We start from the raw sequence: 23,595 nt of genomic DNA, 5'->3' as shown, positions 1-23,595 counted from the left end.
GTGTCAGGTTACGTGTCTCGGGGCTCAGCCCTGGTGAATGTTGTTGGAATAGCCCGAATCGGTGACCTTGGGCGTGCCCGAGTGATAGGTGATGTCGTTGTTGTAGCCCGAGACGGTGATGGCGTCGACGCCGTCGACGGTGACCTTGTTGTCGTAGCTGGTGATCGCGAGGCTCGCGCAGTGGCCGGTAATGTTGAACGTGATCCCGTAGCTCGACAGCTTCAGGGCGCCGTTGTTGCAGGCGCCGTCGGTGACGGTGTTGCCGTAGCCGGTGGACTCGAGGGCGTCGGCGCTGTCGACGGTGACGATGTTGTTGTAGCCGCCGACCGTGAGGCTCGCGCAGTGGCCGGTGACCGAATACGTGGTGCCGTAGCCGTACAGGGTGAGCCTGCCGTCGTTGCAGGCGATCGTCCTGCTGCCCATGTTGCCGCCCACGCGCAGCTCGCCGCCGTGGGGCACCGCCGTCGGACCCGCCGACGCCGCGGTGCGGGGAGCGCCGGACTTGCGGGGACCCGACTTCGCGAAAACGGCGACCAGGCTCATGACGATCGGCACGAGCACCCCCACCAGGATGAGGATGAGCAACCGGAGGTCGGGCCTCCTGCGGCGCGGTGACGGGGCGCCCAACCCGTACGGCGAACCGCCCGGATAGGACGCGCCTTCGGTGTAGGCGGCTCCCTCCGTATAAGTCGGCGGGGCCGACGGCGTGCGCGTGACGTCGGCGAGCTGTTGTTCCAGCTCCCGGATCCGCTTTTCGGGATCGTCGTCCTTCATCTGCGACATGGTTCCACATCGGCAGCTAGCGGGACAGCCCTCGATTTGCCGCGGCTGGCACCGCGCCGGACAGGCGCGACCGAAGGTCGGCTCTTGCTTTTCGTAACGTTGTTTCGTAACGTCGATACAAATCAATGCGGTCGAGGGAGCATGATGAACGGACCGGTCACCTACCGTCGCGACGAGGCCGTTGCGCTGATCACGATGGACGACGGGAAGGTCAACGCGCTGGGGCCCACGATGCTGCGGGCGCTCAACGAGGCACTCGACAACGCCGATCGCGACGACGTCGGCGCGGTGATAATCGCCGGCAACCACCGAGTGTTCAGCGGCGGATTTGACCTGAAGATCTTGACCGCCGGCGAGCGGCAGCCGGCGATCGACATGCTCAAGGCCGGATTCGAACTGTCGTATCGACTGCTGTCGTATCCGAAGCCGGTCGTCATGGCCTGCACCGGCCCGGCCATCGCAATGGGATCGTTCCTATTGTGCAGTGGCGATCACCGAATCGCCGCGCCGGAATACAAGATTCAGGCCAATGAGGTCGCTCTCGGAATAGTCCTACCGCATGCGGCCTCGGCGGTCATGAAGCTGCGGCTCACGCCCTCGGCCTACCAGCAGTCAGCCGGGCTGTCCAAGGTGTTCTTCGGCGAGACCGCCCTGGCCGCGGGATTCGTCGACGAGATCGACCTGCCGGAGCGGGTGCTCGGTCGTGCCCAAGAGGCCGCCCTCGAATTCACCAAACTCGATCTCGTCGCACATGCCGCCACCAAGCTGCGCGCCCGCGCCGCTGCGCTCAAGGGGCTTCGCACCGGAATAGACGGAGCCGCAGCCGAATTCGAGGCCCGCTGAGCCGGATGCCCAGGCCGAAGCAGCGCACCCCGGAGCTTCGCGACCAACTGCTGAAGGTCGCGATCTCGACGTTGAACGAGGACGGCCTGTCGGGGTTCACCACCCGGCGCGTGGCCGAGCAGGCCGGCACCTCGGTGCCCGCGGTCTACGAGTTGTTCCAGGACAAGCGCGGTCTGCTGCGCGCGGTGTTCTTCGAGGGATTCCGGATGCTCGCCTGCCGGCTGCTCACGGTGCCCGAGACCGACGACGCGGTCGCCGACGTCGAGCGGCTCATTCCGGTGTTTCGTCGATTCTGTCTCGACTACCCGGCGCTGGCCCGGGTGATGTTCTCGCGACCGTTCCAGGATTTCGACCCCGGCCCCGAGGAACTCGCCGCGTCGCCCTCGGTGCGGGAGATCTTCGTCGGCAGGATCAAGCGGTGCACCGATGCCGGGCTGCTCACCGGCGACCCCGTCGACATCGCGCACGTATTGCTCGCGCTGGCACAGGGTCTCGCGGTCCAGGAAGGCGGCCGCTGGTTGGGCAAGTCGAAAGCGTCGGTGAACCGGCGCTGGCAAGTTGGGGTGACCGGGATTCTGCGGGGCTTCGCGCGCTGAGGGCTACTCGTTGACAGCGGTCGAGGCAGTCTCGATACTCCGGACGTGATCGATTTAGGACTGTCCGGTAAGCGCGCCGTGGTGTCGGGTGCGGGTTACATTCCGGAGCGTGCGGGCCACGGTTGGTTCACGTCGTTGGCTCTGGCCGAGGCGGGCGCGACGGTCGCCTGTATTGATATCGACGAGCGGCGCGCGCATGGCATCGTCGACGAGATCGCCGGCCGGGGAGGCAAGGCCGTCCCGATCGTCGCCGACATGACCGACGCCGTGCAGGTCGGTCGGGCGATCGACGACGCCGTCGCGGCGCTGGGCGGGGTCGACGTGTGCGTCGACATCATTGGCGGGGCGACCTGGTCGAAGGTCGAGGAGACCAGTACCCAGTTGTGGGACGCGGCGATCCATTACAACCTGACCCAGGTGTTCTATCTTTTTCAGGCTGTGGGGAGGTACATGATCGCCCAGCGGAGCGGTGGATCGCTGGTGGCGGTCGCGTCGGTCGACGGCATCGCGGCGGCGACCTACCACGCCGCCTACGGCGCCGCCAAGGCCGGCGTCATCTCGCTCGTCAAGACCTTCGCGGATGAGCTGGGGCGCTATGGCATTCGCGCCAATGCGATCGCGCCGGGCAATGTGGGCTCCGGCAACGAGGACCAGCCGCCGGGTGAGTATGCCGTCAACGGAATCAACCCGCTGGCGGCGCCCCGCGCGCATGACATCGCCAACGCCGCGCTGTTCCTGTCCTCCGAGCTGGCAGCCCGCATCACCGGGCAAACACTCGTCGTCGACGGCGGCACGACGATTCGGCAGCTGTGGGGACTACCGGAATCGATCATCCCTTCGGACTCGGACGAGGCCTTGGCGGACTTCATGAGGCCCGGGCCGTCGGGCGGCTAGCGCTGGTGCACCATCGGTAGGCCCGGCACCGAGCTTCTGCCCTTGAGCACGTAGGGGGTCGCGATCGAGCCGATGTAGATGTCGCGCATGTCCTGGGCGCCCCAGGCGATGCTCGTGGGGGCGCTCAACGACTCGCCGTCGGGATCGTCGAGGACTACTGTTACCCGGCCGTCCGGGTGGATCGCCAAAATCCTGTTCGGCACTACGAGCGTGACCCATAAGTTTCCGTCAGCATCGAACGCGCATCCGTCGGCCATCCCCCAGCGACGAGTCACCTGCGGGTCGGCCAGGAGCCGGCCATGGTCGGGGCCGAACTCGTCTGGGCCCCGGCCGCCCAGCGACGGGCCGAATCGCTCTGGCGGGCCGAGTGTTTCGCCCCGGATCGCAAACCGCACCACGTCGGCGGCTACCGTGCGGACCACGTACAGATAGTCCTCGTCGCGATCCAGCGCCATGCAATTCGGGAAGTTCACCGCGTCGGCGACTAGGTGCGCCGATTGGCGATCCGGTGCGACCCGAAAGATGAACCCGTCAGCGGTACCGCGGGCGATGGTATCGAGAAGATCGTCCGCCATCGTGCTCACCGAACACCACAGCGCCCCAACCGAATCCACCAGAACGAAGTTCAGCCAACGCAACGGGCGTCCATCGAGTTGTCCGCTGAGCAGCGTCGTGATCGCACCCGTCGTCGGGTCGAGATCCTGCAGCATACCCGCGCCGAAATTCGCAATCAGGAAGTGGCCGTTGCGGTCGAGCGCGATCCCGTTCGGCTCGCCACCCGCTTGCCCCATTCGCCGAACGGTGTTCTCATCGACGAGTTCTGCGACAGCTGAGGCCTTGTCGGAGACGAACACCCGACCATCACCAGCCAGCACGACATGTTCCGGGCGATCCACGCCGCGCCCGACGGGATGCAATCCGGTTATTCCGATGGTGGTTTCGCCCGTTCCGCTCAAAGCTGCCCCTTGTTTGAGATGTACCAGCTGGATGTCAGGCTAGCGGCGCCGAGCATCATGGAAGGGTGCGGATCGGAATGGGACTTTCCACCGCGCCCGACGCACGCCGGGCCGCGGTGGAAGCCACAGCGCACGCGCGCGACAAGCTCGCGGGTGAGGCGCCGACGCTGGCCGTGCTGTTCGGGTCGCGTTCACACACCGAGCAGGCCGTGGACGTGCTCGACGCGGTGCAGCGGATGGTCGAGGCGCCCGCGCTGATCGGTTGCATCGCCCAGGGGATCGTCGCGGGACGCCGCGAGATGGAGGACGGACCCGCGGTCGCGGTGTGGCTGGCGTCCGGCCTGGACGCCGAAACGTTCCAGCTGGACTTCGTCCGCACCGGCTCGGGTGGCCTGATCACCGGTTACCAGTTCGACAGGGCCGCGCACGATCTGCACCTGCTGCTGCCGGACCCGTACACATTCCCGTCGAGCCTGCTCGTCGAACACCTCAACACCGAACTGCCCGGAACGACGGTGCTGGGCGGCGTCGTCAGCGGTGGGCGGGGACCGGGCGACACCCGGCTGTTCCGCGACCACGGGGTGCTCAGCTCGGGCCTCGTCGGGGTGCGCCTGCCCGGGGTGCACGGTGTTCCGATCGTGTCGCAGGGCTGCCGGCCGATCGGCGAGCCGTACATCGTCACCGGCGCGGAAGACGGCACGGTGATCACCGAGCTGGGCGGCCGGCCGCCGCTGCAGCGCCTGCGCGGGATCGTCGAGGGTCTGTCGCGCGACGAGCAAGAACTGGTCAGCCGCGGCCTCCACGTCGGGATCGTCGTCGACGAGCACCTGGCGGCCCCGGGTCAGGGCGACTTCCTGATCCGCGGGTTGCTCGGCGCCGACCAAACGACCGGGGCGATCGAAATCGGCGAGGTCGTCGAAATCGGCGCCACAGTTCAATTTCAGGTCCGCGACGCCGCGGGCGCCGGCGGGGACCTGCGCCTGACGGTGGAACGGGCTTTGGCGGAGCTGCCCGGACGCCCGGTTGGCGCGTTGTTGTTCACCTGCAACGGGCGTGGTCGGCGGATGTTCGGGGTCGCCGACCACGACGCGTCGACGATCGAGGAACTACTTGGCGGGATTCCGCTGGCCGGGTTCTTCGCGGCCGGGGAGATCGGCCCGATCGCGGGCCGCAATGCGTTGCACGGGTTCACGGCATCGATGGTGGTGTTCGTCGAATGAGCCGCTGGTGTGCGTCACGTCTGCCACAGCAAGTAACCGGCGGGAACCACTAGACGAAATGCCCACCTCCGCTCGACTTTTCAGCGACAAGCTGGTGCGAGCACCGTCGGGGTCACTCGGTCGCGCCCGGCTCAGGTGGCGCAACTTCGGATGGATGGCGAACGTCGACGAGATCGCTGATGATTTGGAAGTCGCAGGTGTTGTGGGTGAGCAGTGGTACGCCATGAATGTTTGCGGTAGCGGCAATCACGAGATCGACTGAGCGGCGCCGCGGCTGGCCGCCCCGGGTGCTCACAGCGGCTGACAGTCGGCCCCACTCTCGGGCGATCTCGACGGTGATGGGCAGCGGGTCCCCATCGACCAGCCCACGTACGCCCCGTTTCCCCCGCCGAACTTCAACGCCGCGACCATCGCCCGGCAGCTGGTCCTCGGAGCCCAACAGGGAGTAACCGACGCGCTGGTCGACTTCGGGCGCTGCCGCCGTCGTACTACGCGACGACCTACCCCGCGATCAACAACCTGGCGTACATGACGGCGGTTGCTTAGCCGCAGACAGGCAGTTGGCCGGCACCACCGCCCGCAGCGCGAAAATCCGTGTGGTCGTGAAGAATCTCAGCGATGTTAATCGCCATTAATCACCACGCGGCCGCTACGCATTCAGACGCGTACTAGGACGACCTGCACGTAGATGCGGGGTTTTCATAACGAACGGGAACGAAGCGGTGAAATACTGGCCGTCGATCGGTCCAAATCGGACTGCCCCGTGGCAGAACCACACGGACACCACTGGGCTACACCGTGGTGGCCCGAGCAGGTGCCGCTATGGGTTTGACTGTGCGAGAAGGTGCCATCGCGACACCGGGCCATTGCGCCCGACGGGTTCGAATCGGGCTTTTCGATGCAGCCGGGGCTCTCCTGAATTTGGCCTGCTGGACATTCCGAGAAGGGCAGCGGCGAAGTCGCTATCCCGCCCGAAGATGCGATGGGCGGTTCCGCGGCCGCAGCCGGTGCCCAACCCAACATTGCGGTCACGATGGCCGCGGCGGTGAGAATTGCACGGAACACCATGCTCTCCAAAAGCTCTCTGTTTGGTGACGTTGGTGTTTGGTGACGTTGCCCGATTCGTCGACGAAAGCCTATGCGCGCGCGAGGTCACCTACATCCAGAATCGTCAAAATTCCGATGGCGACTTGCGGCCCACCCGGTCAGCTCGCAGCGTTTCCTAGCTGCGCAACTGGCCATGTCGATCGACCGCAAAGCAGCGCGGAGTACCGCGCTCCGCCGCGGTACAGGCAACGGCCTATCGACGAGTTTTGCTGGCAGAAGTGAACGCATTCCAATGGCCCGGCCAGTTTCTCGCTCAAATCGCCCCGTAGCTGGAGCCGGCTGTAATACGCTCAGCGGCCGTGGATCGAAACACTGCAACGTTTGCTGCTGCCGTATGCGTCGTTCTACTGACCGTCGCAGGTTGCGGAGGCAACACAGCGAGCCCGCCATCGACGGTGACTATTACGAGGTCCGCTCCCAACGCCCCGCCGTGGAATGGTAGTGCCCAGTCATCGATCGCCAGCGCGCCGTCCACCACGACGCCGGCCGCCTCGGGTCCACTTACGATCCCAGACTTGACAGGGCAAAACGCCAAGATTGCCGAGAATAAACTGAAAACCATGGGATTCACGAACGTCGAACTTGCTTCTGCGACTCCGAAATACCAAAACGTGTTCGTGCCAACGAATTGGACAGTGGTCGGCATCGAACCGACTCCAGGTACGACCGTCGACGCCGGCGATACCGTGGTCCACAAAGTAACCAAGCCCTGACTACGGTCAAGCCTCGGTTGCTCGTCTTACTAGCTCACGCGTTAGGGCTGCGAACACGAAACTCGGACCGGACAGATCCGCTAGTATTCCGACGGCGGACCGTCGGTCGGACGGAACGGCTCGGCGACCCCCTTGCGTTCAGGTCTCGCACGGCGCGTTGCGCACGGACAAGCACTCGACGATGTCCAGCGGGGTTGTGCAAGCGGTACCTAATACGCCATCCAGATTAAGTCACGCCACGGCCGCCCGCGAAGCCATAAACACGTCGGTCGGCATCGGCTGGCGGAGCCGCCAGGTGATGGCCATCGGCCGGTGGCCTTCATGTGAGACGTAGTCGGCCGGGCCGAGGAACACATAGGGCGAGGTGCCTAACGCCGTAGTCTTCGACTCGCGAACGAACAGCAGGATCTGCGAACCGCGCTCGCGATGATGGATGTAGCGCTGGCCGGTCGGCGACGCTGAGGATGTCGTCGATTGCGATTCCCAGTGAAACAGCGTTGGGCTCAGCGCGAAGTCGCGGTACATCGTGGTCGGCGAGTAGTCAGTTTCGGTCTTTTTCAAGGTGATCAGGAAGACGTCGGCGTTGGCCGACTCACACCAGGCGACACCCTCACGCATGGTGCTCGGCGTCCGGCGCAGCGATGCAAACCCGAGAGCGGACAGGATTTCCTCGCGTGAATAGCTGGCATGTACGGCTAGGGGCACGTCGGCCAATCCAGGAATGAACTCAGCTAGCGGATAAGTGCTACGCCGTGCGTTGTCGAACGCGATGTCAATCACCTGGCGCATCTCGTCAATCACAGGTTCCTCCCTCAAGGCCGCCAAGCCCGCTGCGGCGCTGTGAAATCCGCCGCCGTTAGGAAACAGGGAGAAGAACAGCATCTCGGCCAGCAGCTGGTCCGCACGGCTACCTGAAGATGCGCTCCCAGTCAGAATGGCGTGGTATGCAGCACGACGTTGCCGGTCATCGACATGGGCAAGCACGCGAACACGTTTCACCAGCTCCGGCTCGCGCGGACCCGGGCCGTCCACCGCCTTGCCGGCGTCGCGGCATAACGTCGTCCACGACCGGCCGGTGCGCAACACGTCCTCCAGGCCACGACCAGACTCATCGAGGTACGAGCGGAGATCGTCATTGGGATGCGCGCGCACCTCAGAGACCAACGCCGCCCAACGCGGCGCCAATTGCTGCCGAATGTTTTCCAGTACGAGCTGCCGCGACACCGAATCCAGCACGATCTGGCTTCCCGATGGCAGGAACGGGAAGCCTTGCTCGAGCTGCCGCATCAGCTGTTTGCGGCTGAGCCCCGTCAGCGCGCGGAAGCGTTGGTCGAAGCGAAACTCGCGACGTTGATGTCCAACGAAATCCAGGGCGGTGAGCACGGTTTTGCCCTCGGTCAACCGCAGACCGCGGCCGAGCTGCTGCAAGAAGACGGTGGCGCTCTCGGTCGGCCGGAGGAACAACACCGTGTCGATTTCGGGGATATCGAGTCCCTCGTTGAACAGATCAACGGCAAATAGGACGTTGATCTCCCTGTTGCGCAGAGCTTTCAGCGCTGCCTGCCGTTCGCCGGCCACGGTATCCGCCGACACCGCGCGGGCAGAAAACCCTGCCGTGACAAACCGATCCGCCATGTAGCGAGCATGTTCGATGCTCACGCAAAAACCCAGGGCACGCATCGCGGCTACGTCGGCAACCTTATCGCGCAGTTCCTTGAGCACAATCCGCGTGCGCGCGTCGTTGCCGGTGTAGAGGTTGCTCAGCGCGGACAAGTCGTATCCGCCGCGCTTCCACTGCAAGTCACCCAGGTCGACTCCGTCGTGAACGCCGAAGTAGTGGAACGGGCAGAGCAGGTGCTGCTCCAGCGCGTCCCATAGTCGCAGTTCGGCCGCGACCCGCCCGTCAAAAAATTCTCGGACGTCCACGCGGTCGCCGCGTTCGGGTGTCGCAGTCAGGCCCAGCAGTTCGATGGGTCGCACATGATCGAGCAGCCGGCGATAAGACGCGGCTTCGGCGTGGTGGAACTCGTCGATCACAATGACGTCGAAATGGTCGGGTTCGATGGTGGCGAGGCGTTCCGCCGAGAGCGACTGAATGCTCGCGAAGACGTGCCGCCCTCTGGCCGGCTGCTCGCCACCGACGAGTAATTCGCCAAATGTCGCCTCGGCCAACACTTCCTGATACATGCGCCGCGCTTGCGTCAGAATTTCCCTGCGGTGCGCCACGAACAGCAACGTCAGGTCGCGTCCGTGTCTTTCGCGCGCCAGGCGTCGGTAATCGAGCGCGGCGACCACCGTCTTCCCGGTGCCGGTTGCCGCCACAATCAGATTGCGGTGTCGGTCGTGCAACAAGCGCTCGGCGTCGAGTTCCTCAAGCATCTCGGCCTGGAACGGCTTGGGATGCACCTCCAGGCCGGACAGCGTGACCGTCAGGCCTCCCCTTTGACGTCCGCCGGCGGCGACGTCAAGCGCCTCCCGCAACCGCCCCCCGTCCGCCGACGGCTGATAGGCCTCGAATTCGCGGTTTTCCCAATATGACTCGAAGGTTGCGCGGAATTTCTCTAGCAGGTGCGGTGTCGACACGGCGGAGAGGCGCACGTTCCACTCCAGCCCGTCGACGAGCGCGGCATGCGACAAATTGCTCGACCCCACGTATGCGGTATGAAAGCCGGTGTTACGCCGCAACAACCACGCTTTGGCGTGCAGCCGGGTGCGGTTGGTTTCGTAATTGACTCGCACCTGCGCGCCGAACTCGTCAACCAATGCGTCGAGGGCGCGTGCATCGGTGGCGCCGAGGTAGGTCGTCGTGATGACCCGCAGCGGCACCTTGCGTTGTCGCAGCTCATGGAGCTCGTCTTCCAACAGCCGCAAGCCCTGCCACTTGACGAATGCGCACAGCAAATCCACTTGGTCCGCGCTGGCGAGCTCGGCGCGCAGCTCGGCGGCCAATGTCGGCTCGTTGTGCGCATTGGTCATCAGTGCCGTATCCGACAGCGGAGTGGCGGGCCGGGGCAAAGCAGCGACACCGAACCGGTTGGCCGCCACGACTTCGTCGAGCCGCTCAATTTTCCCGGGCTCGCGTTCATGCAATGCTTCGATTAATGCGTCGTCGGGATCGGGTAGCGCGGCCAGGATTCGGTGCACCAGGTCGACGCGGTCTTGCGGCGTCGCGGCGGCGCGAAGCGAACGCTCGATCAGCGGTGCGAGGTGCCGCGCGATCGCCAACGGCTGCTCGCCGCTATCAACCGCGTCGATTTTGGGACGCAGGTCGGACCTTTCAGCCAGCGACCGATGCAACCGTTCAGTTAACAGCGATTCGTAGAGTCCCTGCCACACGCCCGGGAGCGTAGCCGACCGGTCCGACAGCCACGGTGAAAATGCATTTGGTCATGTCTGACCCATTTGAGCAGGTGGAGGCCGGACGGTCACGAACGTGGCGAAGCAAACCGCTCCCCTTACGCAACAATCGCATCCGGCATCACGGCGCAGTTCGCATGGAATGACTGGTGTGCCGCCGACGGCTCAGCCCGAATTTAGACGCAGACGATTGTCACGTTGGCTGCGCCATCTTGAGTGCCGAAGTCGTCGTCCTGCGCGGCCATCCACAAAACGGATGCGACCCGTGGGAAGACGCCTCCTTTCCCGCGTATCCTCGGGTATCACCCGGATCATGTATGGGGAGGACCGCAGTGGCCGATCAAGAATCTGCCCACCCAGAACCATCACCGCCGCCGTCTGCGCAAGGTGGATCGTCGGGCGCCAAACCCCCGCCGCCCCCCATCCATTGGCAGACGGAGGTGAGTGCCAGGAACGAGCAGTCATCATCGTCGCTGGGTACCGCTGCCCTCGACGTTGTCCGAAAGGTGATCCACGGCGATAACGGCGATGGATGAGGATCAAGGCCTGGAGTGGGTCAACTTCATCGCCAAAGAGCTCGACCGAGAATACGATCGCCGCGACATTCTTAATTCCCGTTCGTCCACAGCCATTACCAGCGCCACCGCACTGGTCACGCTATCGCTTGCCGTGGTGGCGGTGGCAAAAGGCAAGCACTTTGTTGTCACCGGGATCCTGCAGATCCTTCTGCTCATCGCGTCGTTGGTCATGCTGCTCGCGGCGGCAGTTCTGAGCATCTTCGCTGGCGCGAGCGGCGGACGATTCTTTGTTGCCGCTGCAGAAGACATGGACCGGATGCTCGGTCAGGAGCTATGGGGCATCGATGCAATCGATGCCCGCAACTACACCGCTGGGCTGAACTTGCTGGCTATCCGGTCCCTGCGGAGAGGCAACAACACCAAGTACCGATTTCTGGTGCTGGGCCTGTTCGCCCAGGCATTTGGAGTGTTACTGCTTGGGGCGTTCGCCGTGGCGGTCATCGCGAGCTGAATCGGCCGCGCGACGGCCCGATTCTCCTGCGCTACGGTCGCGGCGGCAGCATCGAAAGCCAGCCCTCCGAAAGCAGTTCCAGCAGCTGCCCATCCGGATCCCGGATCATCGCGGCCGCGTCGGACACCGAGGCGTCGACCACCGCTCCCCCGAGCTCCGCCACCTTCTCCAGCACGCCCGGAAGATCTGACACCGAAAACGAGATGTGCGTCAGCCCGATCTGGTCCATGGTGCGCTCGGATCCGGCATGAACCCGACGCTTCGAGTAGTCGATCAGCTCGAGCACGAACCCGTCCCGCACCAAGTACGTCGCGTGCACGCCGAGCGGCTCGGACAGCCCCACCAGCTGGGCGGTCATATTGTCCGGCGGGTCGAGTTCCCACCAGAACTGAAACCCGAGCACGTTTTCGTAGAACCGCCGCGACCGCTCGCGATCGGAGACACACAATCCGACGTGGTTGAAGGTCGTCCGGTGACTACTCATCGCGGCCTTTCTCGACGGAACCCCAGCGCGTAATAATGCAAAGATAGTGTAAATAGCCGACCAGTCGTCGCGGTGGAGGACTTCCCAGATGACAACTCGTACCGACGTCACCGGCGACGCCGTCGTCGACTTCGACCATCACTCCGACGACTTCAACCTCAACGAACTAGCCATCAACAAAGACCTCCGACAGAAATGCCCCGTCGCCTGGAACACCAACTACGACGGCTTCTGGTACCTGGCCAGCTACGCCGCGGTCAGCCACGCGGCACGAGACGGCGACACGTTCGCCCACAAATACGAACCCAACTCAACAGACGGCGTCGACTACCAAGGCGAGATGGGCGTCCCGCGGCCCGAAGGCCAGCCGGCCCTGGGCATCGGCGAGGTCGACGGCCCCTACCACCAGGCCCTACGGCACGCCCTGGCCCCGTTCTTTTCTCCCGGCGCCGTCCAGAAGCTCAAACCGTTCATGGAAGACAAGGCACACGAGTTCCTCGACGCCAAAATCCACGACGGACGCATGGACCTCGTGCTCGACTACGCCAGCCCCGTCCCGGCCATCCTCACCATGAAGCTGATGGGCCTGCCCTACGACAACTGGCACCTCTACGCCAACCTGTTCCACTCCGTCATGGCCGTGCCCCAGGACAGCCCCGCCTACCTCGACGCCATCGCCAAAGTCCCCGCCATGATGCAGGGCGTCCTCGACTACGCGGCCACCCGACGCGCCAATCCCGACGACGACCTCACCAGCTTCCTCATCCAGTTCGAATTCGACGGCCGGCGCCTGTCCGACGACCAGCTGCTCAACATCATCTGGAACCTCATCGGCGGCGGCGTGGACACCACCACCTCCCAGACCGCGCTGACGCTCAACCACCTGGGCACGCACCCGGCGATCAGACGACAACTCATCGACCATCCGAAGCTCTACCGCACCGCCATCGACGAATTCCTGCGCTACTTCTCGGTCAACCAGACCCTGAGCCGCACCGTCACCAAAGACGTCGAGCTCGATGGCCAGCGCCTGCGCAAGAACGACAAAGTCGTCATCAGCTGGCTCTCGGCCAACCACGACGAGAAAGAATTCGACAAGCCCGACGAGATCATTCTCGACCGAACACCCAACCGCCACCTCGCCTTTGGGCTCGGGCCGCATCGCTGCATCGGCTCACACCTCGCGCGCTCGATGTCCGAATCCATGGTCAAGGCGGTCCTGGACCGCATCCCCGACTATCGCGTCGACGTCGACAACGTCCACCAATACCTGGGCAACCCGAGCATGACCGGGCTGGGCACGCTGCCCGTCACCTTCACGCCCGGAGAGCGCCGCGTTCCACCGAGTTAGAGGGCAACGAACCCGAGCTCTTCGGCTACGTGGCGTCGCGCCTCGTCACGCGACGCGAAGGCTCGCGGCTCACCGGGTTCGAGCAGGGGTGGGACAACGATGGACGCCACGGCCAGATGCCAGGCGTCCATCGCCCGAAGGGCGTGTCGACGGACGAGTTGCAGTGCGTCCTGCTCAACCTGGTCTTGTGGTGCACCGAGCACGATCACCGGTCCTGCGAGGTCGCCGTCCAGCAACGCGAGCAGGCTCTTCTCATCACCACGGCCCGCGCGTGCGGCGCGCACCAGTGCGCCCGAGACCTCGATCCTTGTCCAAGTTCCGGTGACGGTCGCAACGTCAGCGTCGGCTAGCAACGCACTTGCCTCCCGGTGTCCGTCTTCATCGACAAGGTACGCACGTGCGAGAACCGAGGAGTCCAGATAGGCGATCACGGCCGCTCGCGCTCATCCGCGAGCAACTGGTCGATCTGCGGACCGAGGCCGCGGGTCGATTCGATGATCCGCCGCCGTCGCTCGGCACTCACTGACCGCGCGTTCACGCGACGTAGCGTGCCCGCGGCGGCCGCAGCGGCGCGCAGCTGTGCGCGCCGATCGCCACTGTCAGCATCGGCGGCAGCGTCGAGGATCTCGGTCGCCACCGCGTTCAGGCTGCGCCCCTCGCGAGCAGCACGCGCAACCAGCCGGCGATGAATCTCCTCGGGCACCCTGAGTAGCAGCTGCTTCACACGGTTGATGCTATCACAAGGCACTTAGTGATAGCATTCCGCTCAGGCGTCACGACAAAGCGCACGGCCCCCGCTGCCCGCTGACGATTCTTCCCACTTAGGAGGAGCAGATCGTCTACGAGCTCGACTTTGGCGACAGCCGGACGCACCGTGGACCGTGGCGCGATCCCGACCAGTACGTCCGCCGCTGGACCAGTCCGCCCGCATCACGTCGCACTCATCTCAAGCTGGCGATCCTGGTGCGCAGCATCTTCGCCAAAAGCGTGGTCTGGCGGTCGTCAAACCCGATCTCCCCGCACTTGTCCGGCCAGTCTTGTGCCGCACCGACGATCGCGTCGATCATCCTCGTGATGGCCCGCGTGCGCAGACCGAGGCGTTCGCCGGCCTTGACGAAGTCTGCGCGGGCAAGCCGATTCGCCCGGCCGAAAAGGTTGAGCGCCATGGGATCCCGCCACCGCATGTAAGGCTGGGTGCACAGCAGGTCGTAGACGGGAGTGGGTTGCCACACACCATCGGAGTTATAGATCGACAGGTTCTTGCCGTGCAGGTCGCCGTTGCCGATCAGCCAGGAAAACACAACGGTTTTGAGCAACTCGAGAACCGCCGCCTGCCTGGACCCGCCGCCTCGTGCGCAGGCATCGGCAAGTGCGGTGATGGCGGTCTCGGCCTTGATGCGGTACTTGGAGGCCGGATAGATCCCGGCGACTTGGCACGCGTCTTCTTGCGCAACGCGCTCGGACCCAGCCCGGTCGAATCGCGTCACCAACAGCGCGCTGCGCACCTCGGCATCATGCAGCAACGATGTCGGTGCGACCCGTAGGCCACATGCCGCGGCCATGGTCATGAAGAAGTGTTCGTTCTCGACGATCAGCGGGTACTGAACGGGATTGAGCTTGAGTATCGCCGGGCCGCTTCTGGTTCGGGTCGGGGCCGAAAGCATTGCGGCACTTACCTTGGGCTGCACCCCCGCCAGCCCCACCGGGTCCGCGTCGACGGAGCCGGTCAGCTTCGCGAAAACCGTGCGAAAGCTGGTGTCGCGCTCCGGGTCGAACATCGGCAGAGGTCGCGCCGGTTCGGCTCCGGCCGGGACGACCCGGACGTCGCCGATGGTGTCGGCGCCGATCGCCAGCAACAGCGTGAGGTGATCGTCGGCCGAGGTCTTCGTCGACGAGGTCACCACGCCGAGGCGCACGCCCTCGGGAAGCAGCCCGGCGAAAAACGGTGGAACGGCGCCCCCCGTGGTGACGACGGGGTACTCACCGGACCGCAACAGCGACCACGACACGGATCGATCGCGGACGCGGGCCGCCGTCATGCCCTCGTCGGCGTTGTAGTCGAAGCTGATCGTGTCGCCGGGTTCACGGCGCAGACGGGCGACCAGATCCTCGCCCACGTACACATCGGCTTCGGCGACGCTTCGCAGGTCGAGGCGAGCCGGTTTCGTCATGCGCCGCTCGCGCTCAAGTCGATCCGTAGGCCCAAGATGTCGGCAATCTCGACGACGGAGCCGAACTTGATCGAGCCGCTGCCCCGCTCGAGCGCCTGGACGCTGGAGCGAGAGACACCCGCCAGGTCGGCCACGGTTTGTTGGGTGAGCCGCAACGCGATCCGCCGCTCAGCAAAAGCACGCCCTATGCGTGCCATGTCAGGCATAACATCATCGAGGCGGGGCGTTGTCCGCCTTGGACCAGCCATCTCGCTCCTTGCGCTTGCAATTACAGGCATAACAAGCATGACGGGTCCAGATCGTCGGCGTCAAGGTTCTATGCTTGGATTCCCATGCTTAAGCGGCCGGGTGAACCGCTTGACCTGGGGTCGTGCGGAGTCCAGTGTCGGACATATGAGCATCGACGACGACCCCGTCACGACGCTGGACGACCTCAAGACCGACCTGGCCGGCCGGCACAAGTGGACGACAAGCGCCGGCGCCTCGGTGGACCCCGCGCTCGTCGACGCCGACATGGCCGCCCTCGACCGCGACGGCTACCTCATCTGGGAAAACCTGCTCTCCGCCGACGATTGCCAACAGATCCGCGACACCGTCGCACCCTGGCTGGGGCCCACCGGGCGCAACTCCTTCGAGGGACGCAGCACCCAGCGGATCTACAGCGTGCTGAGCCGCACCCGCGCGTGCGACGGGCTGGTCGATCACCCGCGGGTGCTGGCGGTGCTCGACCGGCTGCTGATGGCCAACTACCTGCTTTCGGCGTTGCAGGCCATCAACATTCAGCCCGGCGAGTCCGCGCAGCTGCCCCACCACGACGACGGCTTCTACCCGATCCCGCGGCCCCGGGAGCCGCTGGCCGCCGCCACGATCTGGGCCATCGACGACTTCACCGCCGACAACGGCGCCACCGTCCTCTATCCCGGCAGCCACCGCTGGGGCCGGCGCCCGCCGGGCCCCGACGACCCGGCGCAGCCCGTCGTCATGCCCGCCGGCTCGTGCGTCTTCTTCGTCGGCACCCTCTGGCACGGCGGCGGAGCCAACACCACCGAGCGCGCGCGCCTGGCCGTCACCGCCCAATACTGCCAACCGTGGCTGCGGCCGATGGAGGCGTTCACGCTGTCGATCCCGCGCGACGTCGCCCGCACCGTCTCCGACGACATCAAGCGCATGATCGGCTACAGCATCCACCCGCCGTTCGTCGGCGCCGTCGACGGCCTGCACCCGCTGCGGTTGTTGGATGAGGAGCCTTAAATCCTGTCGCGTGCGAGTATCGCGAGGTCCTGACGTAGCCCGGGATCTGCTTGAACGCGGCGCAATCGCGACAGAAGTTCCGCTTTGTTCAGCCAACGCCTGCGCTGGACGCCAACCGCGGAAAGCACCGCAACCGGCCGGCCATTGACTGTGATGGTGACGTCCTCCCCGGCGCGCACGCGGCGGAGCACCCCGGCCGTATCGTCGCGCAACTCGCGAGACGCCACTTCAGACATGCCACAACGGTAACCGACATATCGATCGTCGGTCGGAGCGTTGTTCGTCGAGGATTGCCGAAAGCGACGGACCTTCGATGAGGTCCGCGGTGCTGAGTGACAACCGTGGTGCGCTTGCCGGAATTCGCTCGCGGCTTCCTTCGGCGGGTGCGATCGGCACCAACCGCGCCACCGGGCGCCCGCGATCGGTGATTTGGATTGTCGATCCAGCCTTTGCCTTCGCCACCCAGGCGCGCGCGTTCCGGCGTAGCTCGCGAATCCCGATGGTGTCCACGCCGCGAGTGTCGCACGAAACTGGATCTATGCTTCAGTTTCACTCGTACCAGCCGAGAAGGTGAGGCCTTCGATGAACGACTTGACGGCCCGGTTCGCCGAGATCGTCGGCGACCACAACCTGCTGACCGGAGACGCCATCCCGGACGACTATGGGCACGACGAGGAGCTGACGCAGCCGCACCAGAAACCGGCGTACGTCGCCAAACCCGCAACGGCGGAAGAAGTTTCGCAGCTACTGAAGGACGCCACCGAACACGGCGTGCCGGTAACGGCCCGCGGCTCCGGCAGCGGCCTGTCGGGCGCGGCGATCCCGCGCAAGGACGGGCTGGTGATCTCCTTCGAGCGGATGAACGCCGTCCTGGAGGTCGACACCACCAACCAGGTCGCCGTCGTCCAGCCCGGCGTGACGCTCACCGACCTCGACGCCGCCACCGCCGACACCGGGCTGCGCTACATGGTGCACCCCGGCGAGCTGTCCTCCAGCGTCGGCGGCAACGTCGGCACCAACGCCGGCGGGATGCGCGCGGTCAAGTACGGCATCGCCCGCCACAACGTGCTGGGCCTGCAGGCGGTGTTGCCGACGGGCGAGATCATCCGCACCGGCGGCAAGATCGCCAAGGTGTCCACCGGCTACGACCTCACCCAGCTCATCGTCGGCTCCGAGGGCACCCTGGCCCTGGCCACCGAGGTCATCGTCAAGCTGCACCCGCGCCTCGACCACGACGCCACCGTGCTCGCCCCGTTCGCCGACTTCGACCAGGTGATGGAGGCGGTGCCCAAGGTCCTGGCCAGTGGGCTGGGGCCCTACATTCTGGAATACATCGACAACGTGACGATGGCCGCGCTCATCCACACCCAGAACCTCGAGCTCGGCATCCCTTCCGAGGTCCGTGACAGTTGCCAGGCGTATCTCGTTGTGGCCCTAGAGAACCGGACTTCCGACCGGCTGGACGAGGACGTCGAGCGGGCCGGCGAGTTGCTGGCCTCGCTGGGCGCCGTCGATGCCTATGTGCTGGAAGGGGTTTCGGCGCGCAAGCTGATCGAGGCGCGCGAGAAGGCGTTCTGGACGGCCAAGGCGATCGGCGCCGACGACATCATCGACACCGTCGTTCCGCGCTCGGCGATGCCGAAGTTCCTCGCCGGCGCGCGGGGCCTGGCCTTGGCGGCCGGCGGTGCCGCGGCGGGTTGTGGGCACGCCGGCGACGGCAACGTGCACCTGGCCATCATCTGCAAGGACCCGGCCAAACGGAAGCAGCTGATGGCCGACATCTTCGCGCTGGCAATGGAATTGGGCGGGGCGATCTCCGGCGAGCACGGCCTCGGCCGCGCCAAGACCCCGTACTTTCTGCAGCTCGAGGACCCGGCGAAAGTGGCGCTGCTGCGCCGGATCAAGCAGAGCTTCGACCCGGCGGGCATTCTGAACCCGGACGTGCTGTTCGCGGCGGAAGACTAACCACCGCGGGCGGCACCAACAACCTCGATCTCGCACCGCATGCCCGAAGCACGCGATAGGCGTGCATCAGCGGTGACTAGTGCAACATTCAAAGCCTCGGCCAACGCAATGTAGGCGGCATCGTAGGGCGTAACGGCATGGCGCAATTCCCATATGCGGTGCAGAAATGGCTGGTGTGAGGACCGGCTCAGCGGAAAATCTGCTAGGTCCTCAACCGCACTCGCGGCCCTTCGAGCAGACATCAGCCTTGCGGCAACAAGGCGGCGCCACGCCGAGATGACCTCCAGGTCCACGAGTTCGGGAGCCACCAGCGTCTCGTCCGACAATCGTTCCCTGGCGCACTGGCCATCCGTTCCATCATCACCCAGTCCTACAACCAATACGCTGGCATCAACGACGATCACGTTCTGCCCGAACGTATTCAGCAGCAGTCGCAAAGGATATGCGCCCGCCTCGGCGCGTAGTGACGCGCTCGAGAACCTCATCGAGGGTGGGCTGATTCGCTTCGGCAATCAGACGGCTTCGAAGGTATTCCTGGAGGGACTGATGCGCTCGGGCGGCTCGCTCGCGCAGAACTCGGTGGGTGGCCTCCGGAACGTCCTTGATCTGGACACTAGGCATGGCGCCATTATGGCGCCGGTAGCGCCAAAATACAAGCGCGCGTCTACTCCGAATCTTATGCGTCGCCAGAAGCTAAGAGAGGCGGACAACCCCGCTACATCCCGAAGTGCGTGCGCCGCACCGCAGTGACGGCCTCGGGCGCCCCGCTCACCTCGACCTCCGCCACCGCCTGCCGTCCAAACAGATACAACAGCAACTCCCCCGGCGCGCCTCTGAGCACCGCCGAGGGCGCGCCGGCGCGCACCGCAACACGCGAGCCGCCCCATGCGACCTCAAGCCCACACCCAAGCCGCCGGGATAGATACCGTCCCCCGCGGCACACGTTGCGCCACAGCGCGGCGTCCATATCAGCACCGAGCCCACGCACCCCGAGCCCGTTGGCCCGGCGCACGTCCTCGTGATGGACGAAGAACTCGTTGAGGTTCGCCAACGCACGCACCCACCCGAGCCGGAAGAACCCAAAAGGCGGGCCGCCCCTAACCCGCGCGACGAGCTCGGAGAACTCACAACGCCGCACCAACGACGCCCGGCGCCGCTCGGCGAACCGCTGGAAGCGCCCGGGCAGCACCAGGCACGGGCCGGCAAGAACGTCGTGTTCGCGCAACACCAGATGGGCGGCCAGGTCATAAGCGGTCCACCCGTCGAGCAACGTCGGCGCGGACGGGCCGAGCTCGCCGAAAAGGTCGCAGAGTGCAAGGCGCTCCTGCACGTCGAGCAAGACCACGAAAGCGCAGTCTACGGGCCGCCTCGTATGGTGACCGAATGCAGAAGGCTCGACTCGTCCACCGCGCCCGCCAGGCGGCGTCCCTCCTAGTCACGGCGATCACCGCCGCGTCCACGCTCAACGCCTACCGACCGCTGGCCCGCAAAAGCTACCCGTCGCTGTTTTCGTGGATGTTCGGCCTGGTCGTCACCGAGCTGCCGCTGCAGACGCTGGCCAGCCAACTCGCCGGGCTGGCCCTCACGTCCCGCCGCCTGACCCGGCCGGTGCGCATAGTCGCCTGGCTCACCGCGGCCCTCTCGGCGCTGGGCCTGCTGAACTTCAGCCGGGCCGGCCACCAGGCCAACGTGCCGCTCACCAAGGCGCTCGACGAGGGCCTGGGACCCGCGCGGCGCACCGACTCCCAGGGCCTGTGGCGCCGGCCGCAAGGCCCGGGCACCGCCAAGGCCCCGGGCCTGTTGCGCATGCTGCGGATCTACAACGACTACGCCCACGACTCCGACATCAGCTACGGGCCCTTCGGCGGCGCCAACCACCTCGACATCTGGCGGCGCCCCGACCTCGACCCCAACGGCAAGGCGCCGGTGCTGTTCCAGATCCCCGGCGGGGCCTGGACGACGGGAAACAAACGCGGACAAGCACATCCGCTGATGAGCCACCTCGCCGAACTCGGCTGGGTGTGTGTGGCGGTCAACTACCGGCACAGCCCGCGCAACACCTGGCCCGACCACATCGTCGACGTCAAGCGCGCCCTGGCCTGGGTCAAGGAACACATCGCGCAATACGGCGGCGACCCCGAATTCATCGCCATCACCGGCGGTTCGGCCGGCGGCCACCTGTCGTCGCTCGCGGCGCTCACCCCCAACGACCCGCAGTTCCAGCCGGGATTCGAAGATGCCGACACCCGGGTGCAGGCGGCCATCCCGTTCTACGGCATCTACGACTTCACCCAGTTCGACGAGACGCTGCACGCGATGATGCCCGGGCTGCTGATCAAGTCGATCATCAAAGAAAAGCCGGCGACGCACCTGCAGACCTACACCGCCGCCTCCCCGATCCACCACGTAAACGCCGACGCCCCACCGTTTTTCGTGTTGCACGGGACCAACGACTCGCTGGCGTTCGTCGAGCAGGCGCGCCGGTTCACCACCGAACTGCGCAAGGTCAGCAACAACCCCGTCGTCTACGCCGAATTGCCCTACACCCAACACGCTTTCGACATCTTCGGCTCGGCCCGCGCCGCGCACACCGCCGTCGCCGTCGAGCACTTCCTGGCCGAGGTGTACACCGCGCAGCTGAAGGCCAACGTCGCCTAAAACTACTGCACCGTCACGTTCGCCGTGTACGTGCACGCGGGCTTGGCATCCTTGCCCACGATGCTGACGTAGGCGGTGCTGATCGTCGTCGTCCCCGGCTTCAGCGCCGAAAACGTCCACACCTCGGTGCCCGGCGCGCCCAGCGCGTCGGAAGTCGGTTGGACGAACTCGTGGCTGGTCTGCTTCACGATCGTCGGGTCGGCGATCGTCGTGTCGATCGTCCACCGGTACGGGGTGGTGTAGTTCGAGCCCAGCTTCACCGTCAGCGTGTTGCCGACCCCCAGCGTCACGCTCTGCGTGATCGGGCTCTGCTTCAGCACCTCGCTCATGGGCACCTCGAGCGTCTTGCTCGTCGGCGCGTTCCTGGACCCGAACGCGCAGCCGACAGCCATCGACGCCACCAGGGCGGCGACGGCCAGCAGCGGTCTGGTCTTCACGACACTCCCCCTTCGGTTCGCCTCCGAACCCTAATATTGTCGTTGACTCTGCGTTGACGGCGCGCCCTACTCGATCTTTTGCGCCGTGGGCGCAGAGTCAACGTCGCGCGGCGGCCCGGGCGGGCGCCGCTGGGGCGCAAGCCAACCCGATCCGGCAGGATGGGCACGTGTTTGGCCTCGTCCTCGTCGTCGCGCTGGTTTCCACCGTCATCGTGGGGACGGTCATCGGCCGGCGCTATCGCGTGGGTCCCCCGGTGCTGCTCATCGTGCTCGGCGCGCTGCTCGGCCTGATCCCGCATTTCGGTCACGTGCACGTCGACGGCGAGATCGTGCTGCTGCTGTTCCTGCCGGCGATCCTGTACTGGGAGGGCCTGAACACCAGCTTCCGCGAGATCCGCGCCAACGCGCGCATCATCGTGTTCCTCAGCGTCGTGCTGGTGATCGCCACCGCGGCCGCGGTGTCGTGGACGGCGCGCTCGCTGGGCATGGACCCGCACGCGTCGGGCGTCCTGGGTGCGGTGCTGTCGCCCACCGACGCCGCCGCCGTGGCCGGCCTCGCCAAGAAGCTGCCGCGCCGCTCGCTCACCGTGCTGAAGGCCGAGAGCCTCATCAACGACGGCACCGCGCTGGTGCTGTTCGCGCTGAGCGTCCAGGTCGCGATCGGCGGGGCGCGGATCAGCCCGCCGGAGGTCGCCGGCCGGTTCGTCCTGTCCTACGTCGGCGGCATCACCGCCGGGCTGCTCGTCGGCGGGCTGGCGACCCTGGTGCGCAAACGGCTCGACGCGCCGCAGGAGGAAGGCGCCCTGAGCCTGCTGACCCCGTTCGCGGCGTTTCTGCTGGCCGAAGCCGTCCACTGCAGCGGCGTGGTCGCGGTGATGGTATCGGCGCTGGTGCTCGCCTACGCCGGGCCGGTGGTGATCCGGGCCCCGTCCCGCCTGGCCGCGTTCGGCTTCTGGGACATCGCGACGTTCCTGATCAACGGATCGCTGTGGGTGTTCGTCGGCGTTCAGATCCCGGGTGCGATACACGGCATCGAAAACGTCGGCGGCGGACTGCGCCACGCCGCCTACCTGGCCCTGGCCATCACCGGCGTCGTGATCGCGTCGCGCATCCTGTGGGGCGAAGCCACCACCGTGCTGATTCGCCTGCTCGACCGCCGCGCGGTGCAGCGGGAGCGCCGCGTCAGCGTGCGCCAGCGTTTCGTCACCGCCTGGGCCGGTTTCCGCGGAGCCGTGTCGCTGGCCGCGGCGCTGGCCGTCCCGACGACGACGCTCAGCGGCGCGCCGTTCCCCGACCGCAACCTGCTGATCTTCATCGTGGTCGTCGTCATCCTGGTCACCGTCCTGGTGCAGGGCACGACGCTGCCGGCCGTGGTGCGCTGGGCCCGGATGCCCGACGACACCACCCACGCCGAGGAGCTGCAGCTGGCCCGGACCCGCGGCGTGCAGGCGGCGCTCGAGGCGCTGCCGGCGGTGGCCGACGAGGTCGGCGTCAGCGACGACCTGCGCCGGCGGCTGCAAAAGGAATACGAGGAGAAGGCCGCGCTCGTCCTGGCCACCGAGGACAGTTCGACGCAGGCCCGCCTGTTCAAGGGCAAGGAGAAGGTGCGACGGGTGCGCCTGGGCGTGCTCGAACACAAGCGCCGCGAGATCACCGCCCTGCGCAACCAGAACCTGATCGACGACATCGTGCTGCGCGAGCTGCAGAACGAGATGGACCTCGAGGAAGTGCAACTACTCAACGCCGGCAACGACGACTGAAAGACGCTGGGCCGCAGGCC

The 23,595-nt window shown here is 65.9% G+C and carries 26 protein-coding genes; 11 read left to right on the top strand and 15 right to left on the bottom strand.

Translation table 11 applies throughout. From position 1 onward, the window contains the following. Positions 1–24: 24 nt before the first annotated feature. On the bottom strand, positions 25–774 hold the full coding sequence (locus AC5Y4Z_RS16915) for a DUF3060 domain-containing protein (protein WP_499965617.1): 750 nt from the start codon (positions 772–774) through the stop codon (positions 25–27). 153 nt (positions 775–927) lie between these two features. Between AC5Y4Z_RS16915 and AC5Y4Z_RS16910 the strand changes: the two genes are divergently transcribed. From AC5Y4Z_RS16910 to AC5Y4Z_RS16900, 3 genes are read left to right on the top strand one after another with little or no spacing between them, the layout of a single operon-like run. Then, on the top strand, positions 928–1,626 hold the full coding sequence (locus tag AC5Y4Z_RS16910) for a crotonase/enoyl-CoA hydratase family protein (protein ID WP_499965616.1): 699 nt from the start codon (positions 928–930) through the stop codon (positions 1,624–1,626). A 5-nt stretch (positions 1,627–1,631) separates the two neighbouring features. After that, positions 1,632–2,222, top strand: a complete 591-nt coding sequence (locus AC5Y4Z_RS16905; RefSeq protein ID WP_499965615.1) for a TetR/AcrR family transcriptional regulator — start codon at positions 1,632–1,634, stop codon at positions 2,220–2,222. Between the two features lie 45 nt (positions 2,223–2,267). Beyond that, positions 2,268–3,116 carry an SDR family NAD(P)-dependent oxidoreductase gene (locus tag AC5Y4Z_RS16900; protein WP_499965614.1) on the top strand — a complete coding sequence of 283 codons (849 nt, stop codon included), beginning with the start codon at positions 2,268–2,270 and terminating at the stop codon, positions 3,114–3,116. Here AC5Y4Z_RS16900 and AC5Y4Z_RS16895 read toward each other — a convergent pair. Continuing rightward, the gene (locus AC5Y4Z_RS16895; RefSeq protein WP_499965613.1) at positions 3,113–4,072 is read right to left on the bottom strand and encodes an SMP-30/gluconolactonase/LRE family protein; all 960 of its coding nucleotides are present in this window, start codon (positions 4,070–4,072) and stop codon (positions 3,113–3,115) included. The genes AC5Y4Z_RS16900 and AC5Y4Z_RS16895 overlap by 4 nt on opposite strands. A 65-nt stretch (positions 4,073–4,137) precedes the next feature. Here AC5Y4Z_RS16895 and AC5Y4Z_RS16890 point away from each other — a divergent pair, with 65 nt between their 5' ends. Further along, positions 4,138–5,292 (top strand): FIST signal transduction protein, encoded by a 1,155-nt coding sequence (locus AC5Y4Z_RS16890; RefSeq protein WP_499965612.1) that lies wholly within the window; start codon positions 4,138–4,140, stop codon positions 5,290–5,292. Positions 5,293–5,991: 699 nt separating this feature from the next. Here the strand turns inward: AC5Y4Z_RS16890 and AC5Y4Z_RS16885 are convergent. Beyond that, positions 5,992–6,159 (bottom strand): DUF3761 domain-containing protein, encoded by a 168-nt coding sequence (locus AC5Y4Z_RS16885; RefSeq protein WP_499965941.1) that lies wholly within the window; start codon positions 6,157–6,159, stop codon positions 5,992–5,994. Positions 6,160–6,914: 755 nt separating this feature from the next. Between AC5Y4Z_RS16885 and AC5Y4Z_RS16880 the strand changes: the two genes are divergently transcribed. After that, positions 6,915–7,112: a hypothetical protein gene (locus AC5Y4Z_RS16880; RefSeq protein ID WP_499965611.1), complete on the top strand. Its 198-nt coding sequence runs from the start codon at positions 6,915–6,917 to the stop codon at positions 7,110–7,112. 231 nt (positions 7,113–7,343) lie between these two features. On the opposite strand, the gene AC5Y4Z_RS16875 is transcribed toward AC5Y4Z_RS16880, so the two are convergent. Next, a complete protein-coding gene (locus AC5Y4Z_RS16875) occupies positions 7,344–10,448 on the bottom strand; it encodes a DEAD/DEAH box helicase (RefSeq protein WP_499965610.1) in 3,105 nt (1,034 codons plus the stop codon). Between the two features lie 549 nt (positions 10,449–10,997). On the opposite strand from AC5Y4Z_RS16875, the gene AC5Y4Z_RS16870 reads away from it, so the two are divergent. Beyond that, complete coding sequence (locus tag AC5Y4Z_RS16870; RefSeq protein WP_499965609.1) at positions 10,998–11,498, top strand: hypothetical protein; 501 nt, start codon at positions 10,998–11,000, stop codon at positions 11,496–11,498. Between the two features lie 31 nt (positions 11,499–11,529). Here the strand turns inward: AC5Y4Z_RS16870 and AC5Y4Z_RS16865 are convergent, their stop codons facing one another. Continuing rightward, entirely contained in the window at positions 11,530–11,982 is a 453-nt protein-coding gene (locus AC5Y4Z_RS16865) for a VOC family protein (protein WP_499965608.1), read from the bottom strand. An 88-nt stretch (positions 11,983–12,070) separates the two neighbouring features. Here AC5Y4Z_RS16865 and AC5Y4Z_RS16860 point away from each other — a divergent pair, with 88 nt between their 5' ends. Beyond that, on the top strand, positions 12,071–13,333 hold the full coding sequence (locus AC5Y4Z_RS16860; RefSeq protein WP_499965607.1) for a cytochrome P450: 1,263 nt from the start codon (positions 12,071–12,073) through the stop codon (positions 13,331–13,333). Here the strand turns inward: AC5Y4Z_RS16860 and AC5Y4Z_RS16855 are convergent. The 4 genes from AC5Y4Z_RS16855 to AC5Y4Z_RS16840 all read right to left on the bottom strand — a co-directional run bounded on the left by AC5Y4Z_RS16855 (position 13,330) and on the right by AC5Y4Z_RS16840 (position 15,710). Then, positions 13,330–13,764: a type II toxin-antitoxin system VapC family toxin gene (locus AC5Y4Z_RS16855; RefSeq protein WP_499965606.1), complete on the bottom strand. Its 435-nt coding sequence runs from the start codon at positions 13,762–13,764 to the stop codon at positions 13,330–13,332. The genes AC5Y4Z_RS16860 and AC5Y4Z_RS16855 overlap by 4 nt on opposite strands. Further along, positions 13,761–14,057, bottom strand: coding sequence for a FitA-like ribbon-helix-helix domain-containing protein (locus AC5Y4Z_RS16850; RefSeq protein WP_499965605.1), 297 nt, complete (start codon positions 14,055–14,057; stop codon positions 13,761–13,763). The genes AC5Y4Z_RS16855 and AC5Y4Z_RS16850 overlap by 4 nt, the downstream gene beginning before the upstream one ends. Before the next feature lie 217 nt (positions 14,058–14,274). Beyond that, positions 14,275–15,504, bottom strand: coding sequence for a type II toxin-antitoxin system HipA family toxin (locus AC5Y4Z_RS16845; protein ID WP_499965604.1), 1,230 nt, complete (start codon positions 15,502–15,504; stop codon positions 14,275–14,277). Beyond that, entirely contained in the window at positions 15,501–15,710 is a 210-nt protein-coding gene (locus AC5Y4Z_RS16840; RefSeq protein ID WP_499965603.1) for a helix-turn-helix transcriptional regulator, read from the bottom strand. Before AC5Y4Z_RS16840 ends, AC5Y4Z_RS16845 begins: the two co-directional genes overlap by 4 nt. Positions 15,711–15,897: 187 nt before the next feature. On the opposite strand from AC5Y4Z_RS16840, the gene AC5Y4Z_RS16835 reads away from it, so the two are divergent. Then, entirely contained in the window at positions 15,898–16,755 is an 858-nt protein-coding gene (locus tag AC5Y4Z_RS16835) for a phytanoyl-CoA dioxygenase family protein (protein WP_499965602.1), read from the top strand. Here the strand turns inward: AC5Y4Z_RS16835 and AC5Y4Z_RS16830 are convergent. After that, on the bottom strand, positions 16,752–16,991 hold the full coding sequence (locus AC5Y4Z_RS16830; protein ID WP_499965601.1) for a type II toxin-antitoxin system Phd/YefM family antitoxin: 240 nt from the start codon (positions 16,989–16,991) through the stop codon (positions 16,752–16,754). The genes AC5Y4Z_RS16835 and AC5Y4Z_RS16830 overlap by 4 nt on opposite strands. Beyond that, positions 16,984–17,265: a type II toxin-antitoxin system Phd/YefM family antitoxin gene (locus AC5Y4Z_RS16825; protein ID WP_499965600.1), complete on the bottom strand. Its 282-nt coding sequence runs from the start codon at positions 17,263–17,265 to the stop codon at positions 16,984–16,986. Before AC5Y4Z_RS16825 ends, AC5Y4Z_RS16830 begins: the two co-directional genes overlap by 8 nt. Before the next feature lie 72 nt (positions 17,266–17,337). Between AC5Y4Z_RS16825 and AC5Y4Z_RS16820 the strand changes: the two genes are divergently transcribed. Continuing rightward, positions 17,338–18,720 carry an FAD-binding oxidoreductase gene (locus AC5Y4Z_RS16820; protein ID WP_499965599.1) on the top strand — a complete coding sequence of 461 codons (1,383 nt, stop codon included), beginning with the start codon at positions 17,338–17,340 and terminating at the stop codon, positions 18,718–18,720. Here AC5Y4Z_RS16820 and AC5Y4Z_RS16815 read toward each other — a convergent pair. From AC5Y4Z_RS16815 to AC5Y4Z_RS16805, 3 genes are all read right to left on the bottom strand, one after another. Then, complete coding sequence (locus tag AC5Y4Z_RS16815; protein WP_499965598.1) at positions 18,717–19,157, bottom strand: type II toxin-antitoxin system VapC family toxin; 441 nt, start codon at positions 19,155–19,157, stop codon at positions 18,717–18,719. The genes AC5Y4Z_RS16820 and AC5Y4Z_RS16815 overlap by 4 nt on opposite strands. Then, complete coding sequence (locus AC5Y4Z_RS16810) at positions 19,111–19,341, bottom strand: FitA-like ribbon-helix-helix domain-containing protein (protein ID WP_499965597.1); 231 nt, start codon at positions 19,339–19,341, stop codon at positions 19,111–19,113. The genes AC5Y4Z_RS16815 and AC5Y4Z_RS16810 overlap by 47 nt, the downstream gene beginning before the upstream one ends. A 94-nt stretch (positions 19,342–19,435) precedes the next feature. After that, complete coding sequence (locus tag AC5Y4Z_RS16805; protein ID WP_499965596.1) at positions 19,436–20,065, bottom strand: TIGR03085 family metal-binding protein; 630 nt, start codon at positions 20,063–20,065, stop codon at positions 19,436–19,438. 38 nt (positions 20,066–20,103) lie between these two features. On the opposite strand from AC5Y4Z_RS16805, the gene AC5Y4Z_RS16800 reads away from it, so the two are divergent. After that, positions 20,104–21,378 (top strand): alpha/beta hydrolase fold domain-containing protein, encoded by a 1,275-nt coding sequence (locus tag AC5Y4Z_RS16800; RefSeq protein ID WP_499965595.1) that lies wholly within the window; start codon positions 20,104–20,106, stop codon positions 21,376–21,378. A 2-nt stretch (positions 21,379–21,380) separates the two neighbouring features. Here AC5Y4Z_RS16800 and AC5Y4Z_RS16795 read toward each other — a convergent pair whose 3' ends face one another. Then, on the bottom strand, positions 21,381–21,815 hold the full coding sequence (locus tag AC5Y4Z_RS16795) for a protease inhibitor I42 family protein (protein WP_499965594.1): 435 nt from the start codon (positions 21,813–21,815) through the stop codon (positions 21,381–21,383). A gap of 167 nt (positions 21,816–21,982) precedes the next feature. On the opposite strand from AC5Y4Z_RS16795, the gene AC5Y4Z_RS16790 reads away from it, so the two are divergent. Next, on the top strand, positions 21,983–23,575 hold the full coding sequence (locus AC5Y4Z_RS16790; RefSeq protein ID WP_499965593.1) for a Na+/H+ antiporter: 1,593 nt from the start codon (positions 21,983–21,985) through the stop codon (positions 23,573–23,575). Positions 23,576–23,595 lie beyond the last annotated feature (20 nt).

This window comes from Mycobacterium sp. NGS63 (assembly GCF_059812295.1).
Note: the sequence above shows the minus strand (reverse complement) of the source record. Positions and strands in the feature narration are given on the sequence as shown.

What these genes read in the sequence shown, in the direction of transcription:
- AC5Y4Z_RS16820 (WP_499965599.1), top strand. Translation starts at nt 17,338, where the DNA reads ATGAACGACTTGACGGCCCGGTTCGCCGAGATCGTCGGCGACCACAAC.
- AC5Y4Z_RS16845 (WP_499965604.1), bottom strand. Translation starts at nt 15,504, where the DNA reads ATGACGAAACCGGCTCGCCTCGACCTGCGAAGCGTCGCCGAAGCCGAT.
- AC5Y4Z_RS16885 (WP_499965941.1), bottom strand. Translation starts at nt 6,159, where the DNA reads ATGGCCCGGTGTCGCGATGGCACCTTCTCGCACAGTCAAACCCATAGC.
- AC5Y4Z_RS16910 (WP_499965616.1), top strand. Translation starts at nt 928, where the DNA reads ATGAACGGACCGGTCACCTACCGTCGCGACGAGGCCGTTGCGCTGATC.
- AC5Y4Z_RS16865 (WP_499965608.1), bottom strand. Translation starts at nt 11,982, where the DNA reads ATGAGTAGTCACCGGACGACCTTCAACCACGTCGGATTGTGTGTCTCC.
- AC5Y4Z_RS16835 (WP_499965602.1), top strand. Translation starts at nt 15,898, where the DNA reads ATGAGCATCGACGACGACCCCGTCACGACGCTGGACGACCTCAAGACC.
- AC5Y4Z_RS16915 (WP_499965617.1), bottom strand. Translation starts at nt 774, where the DNA reads ATGAAGGACGACGATCCCGAAAAGCGGATCCGGGAGCTGGAACAACAG.
- AC5Y4Z_RS16870 (WP_499965609.1), top strand. Translation starts at nt 10,998, where the DNA reads ATGGATGAGGATCAAGGCCTGGAGTGGGTCAACTTCATCGCCAAAGAG.
- AC5Y4Z_RS16905 (WP_499965615.1), top strand. Translation starts at nt 1,632, where the DNA reads ATGCCCAGGCCGAAGCAGCGCACCCCGGAGCTTCGCGACCAACTGCTG.
- AC5Y4Z_RS16840 (WP_499965603.1), bottom strand. Translation starts at nt 15,710, where the DNA reads ATGCCTGACATGGCACGCATAGGGCGTGCTTTTGCTGAGCGGCGGATC.
- AC5Y4Z_RS16810 (WP_499965597.1), bottom strand. Translation starts at nt 19,341, where the DNA reads ATGCCTAGTGTCCAGATCAAGGACGTTCCGGAGGCCACCCACCGAGTT.
- AC5Y4Z_RS16800 (WP_499965595.1), top strand. Translation starts at nt 20,104, where the DNA reads ATGCAGAAGGCTCGACTCGTCCACCGCGCCCGCCAGGCGGCGTCCCTC.
- AC5Y4Z_RS16860 (WP_499965607.1), top strand. Translation starts at nt 12,071, where the DNA reads ATGACAACTCGTACCGACGTCACCGGCGACGCCGTCGTCGACTTCGAC.
- AC5Y4Z_RS16830 (WP_499965601.1), bottom strand. Translation starts at nt 16,991, where the DNA reads ATGTCTGAAGTGGCGTCTCGCGAGTTGCGCGACGATACGGCCGGGGTG.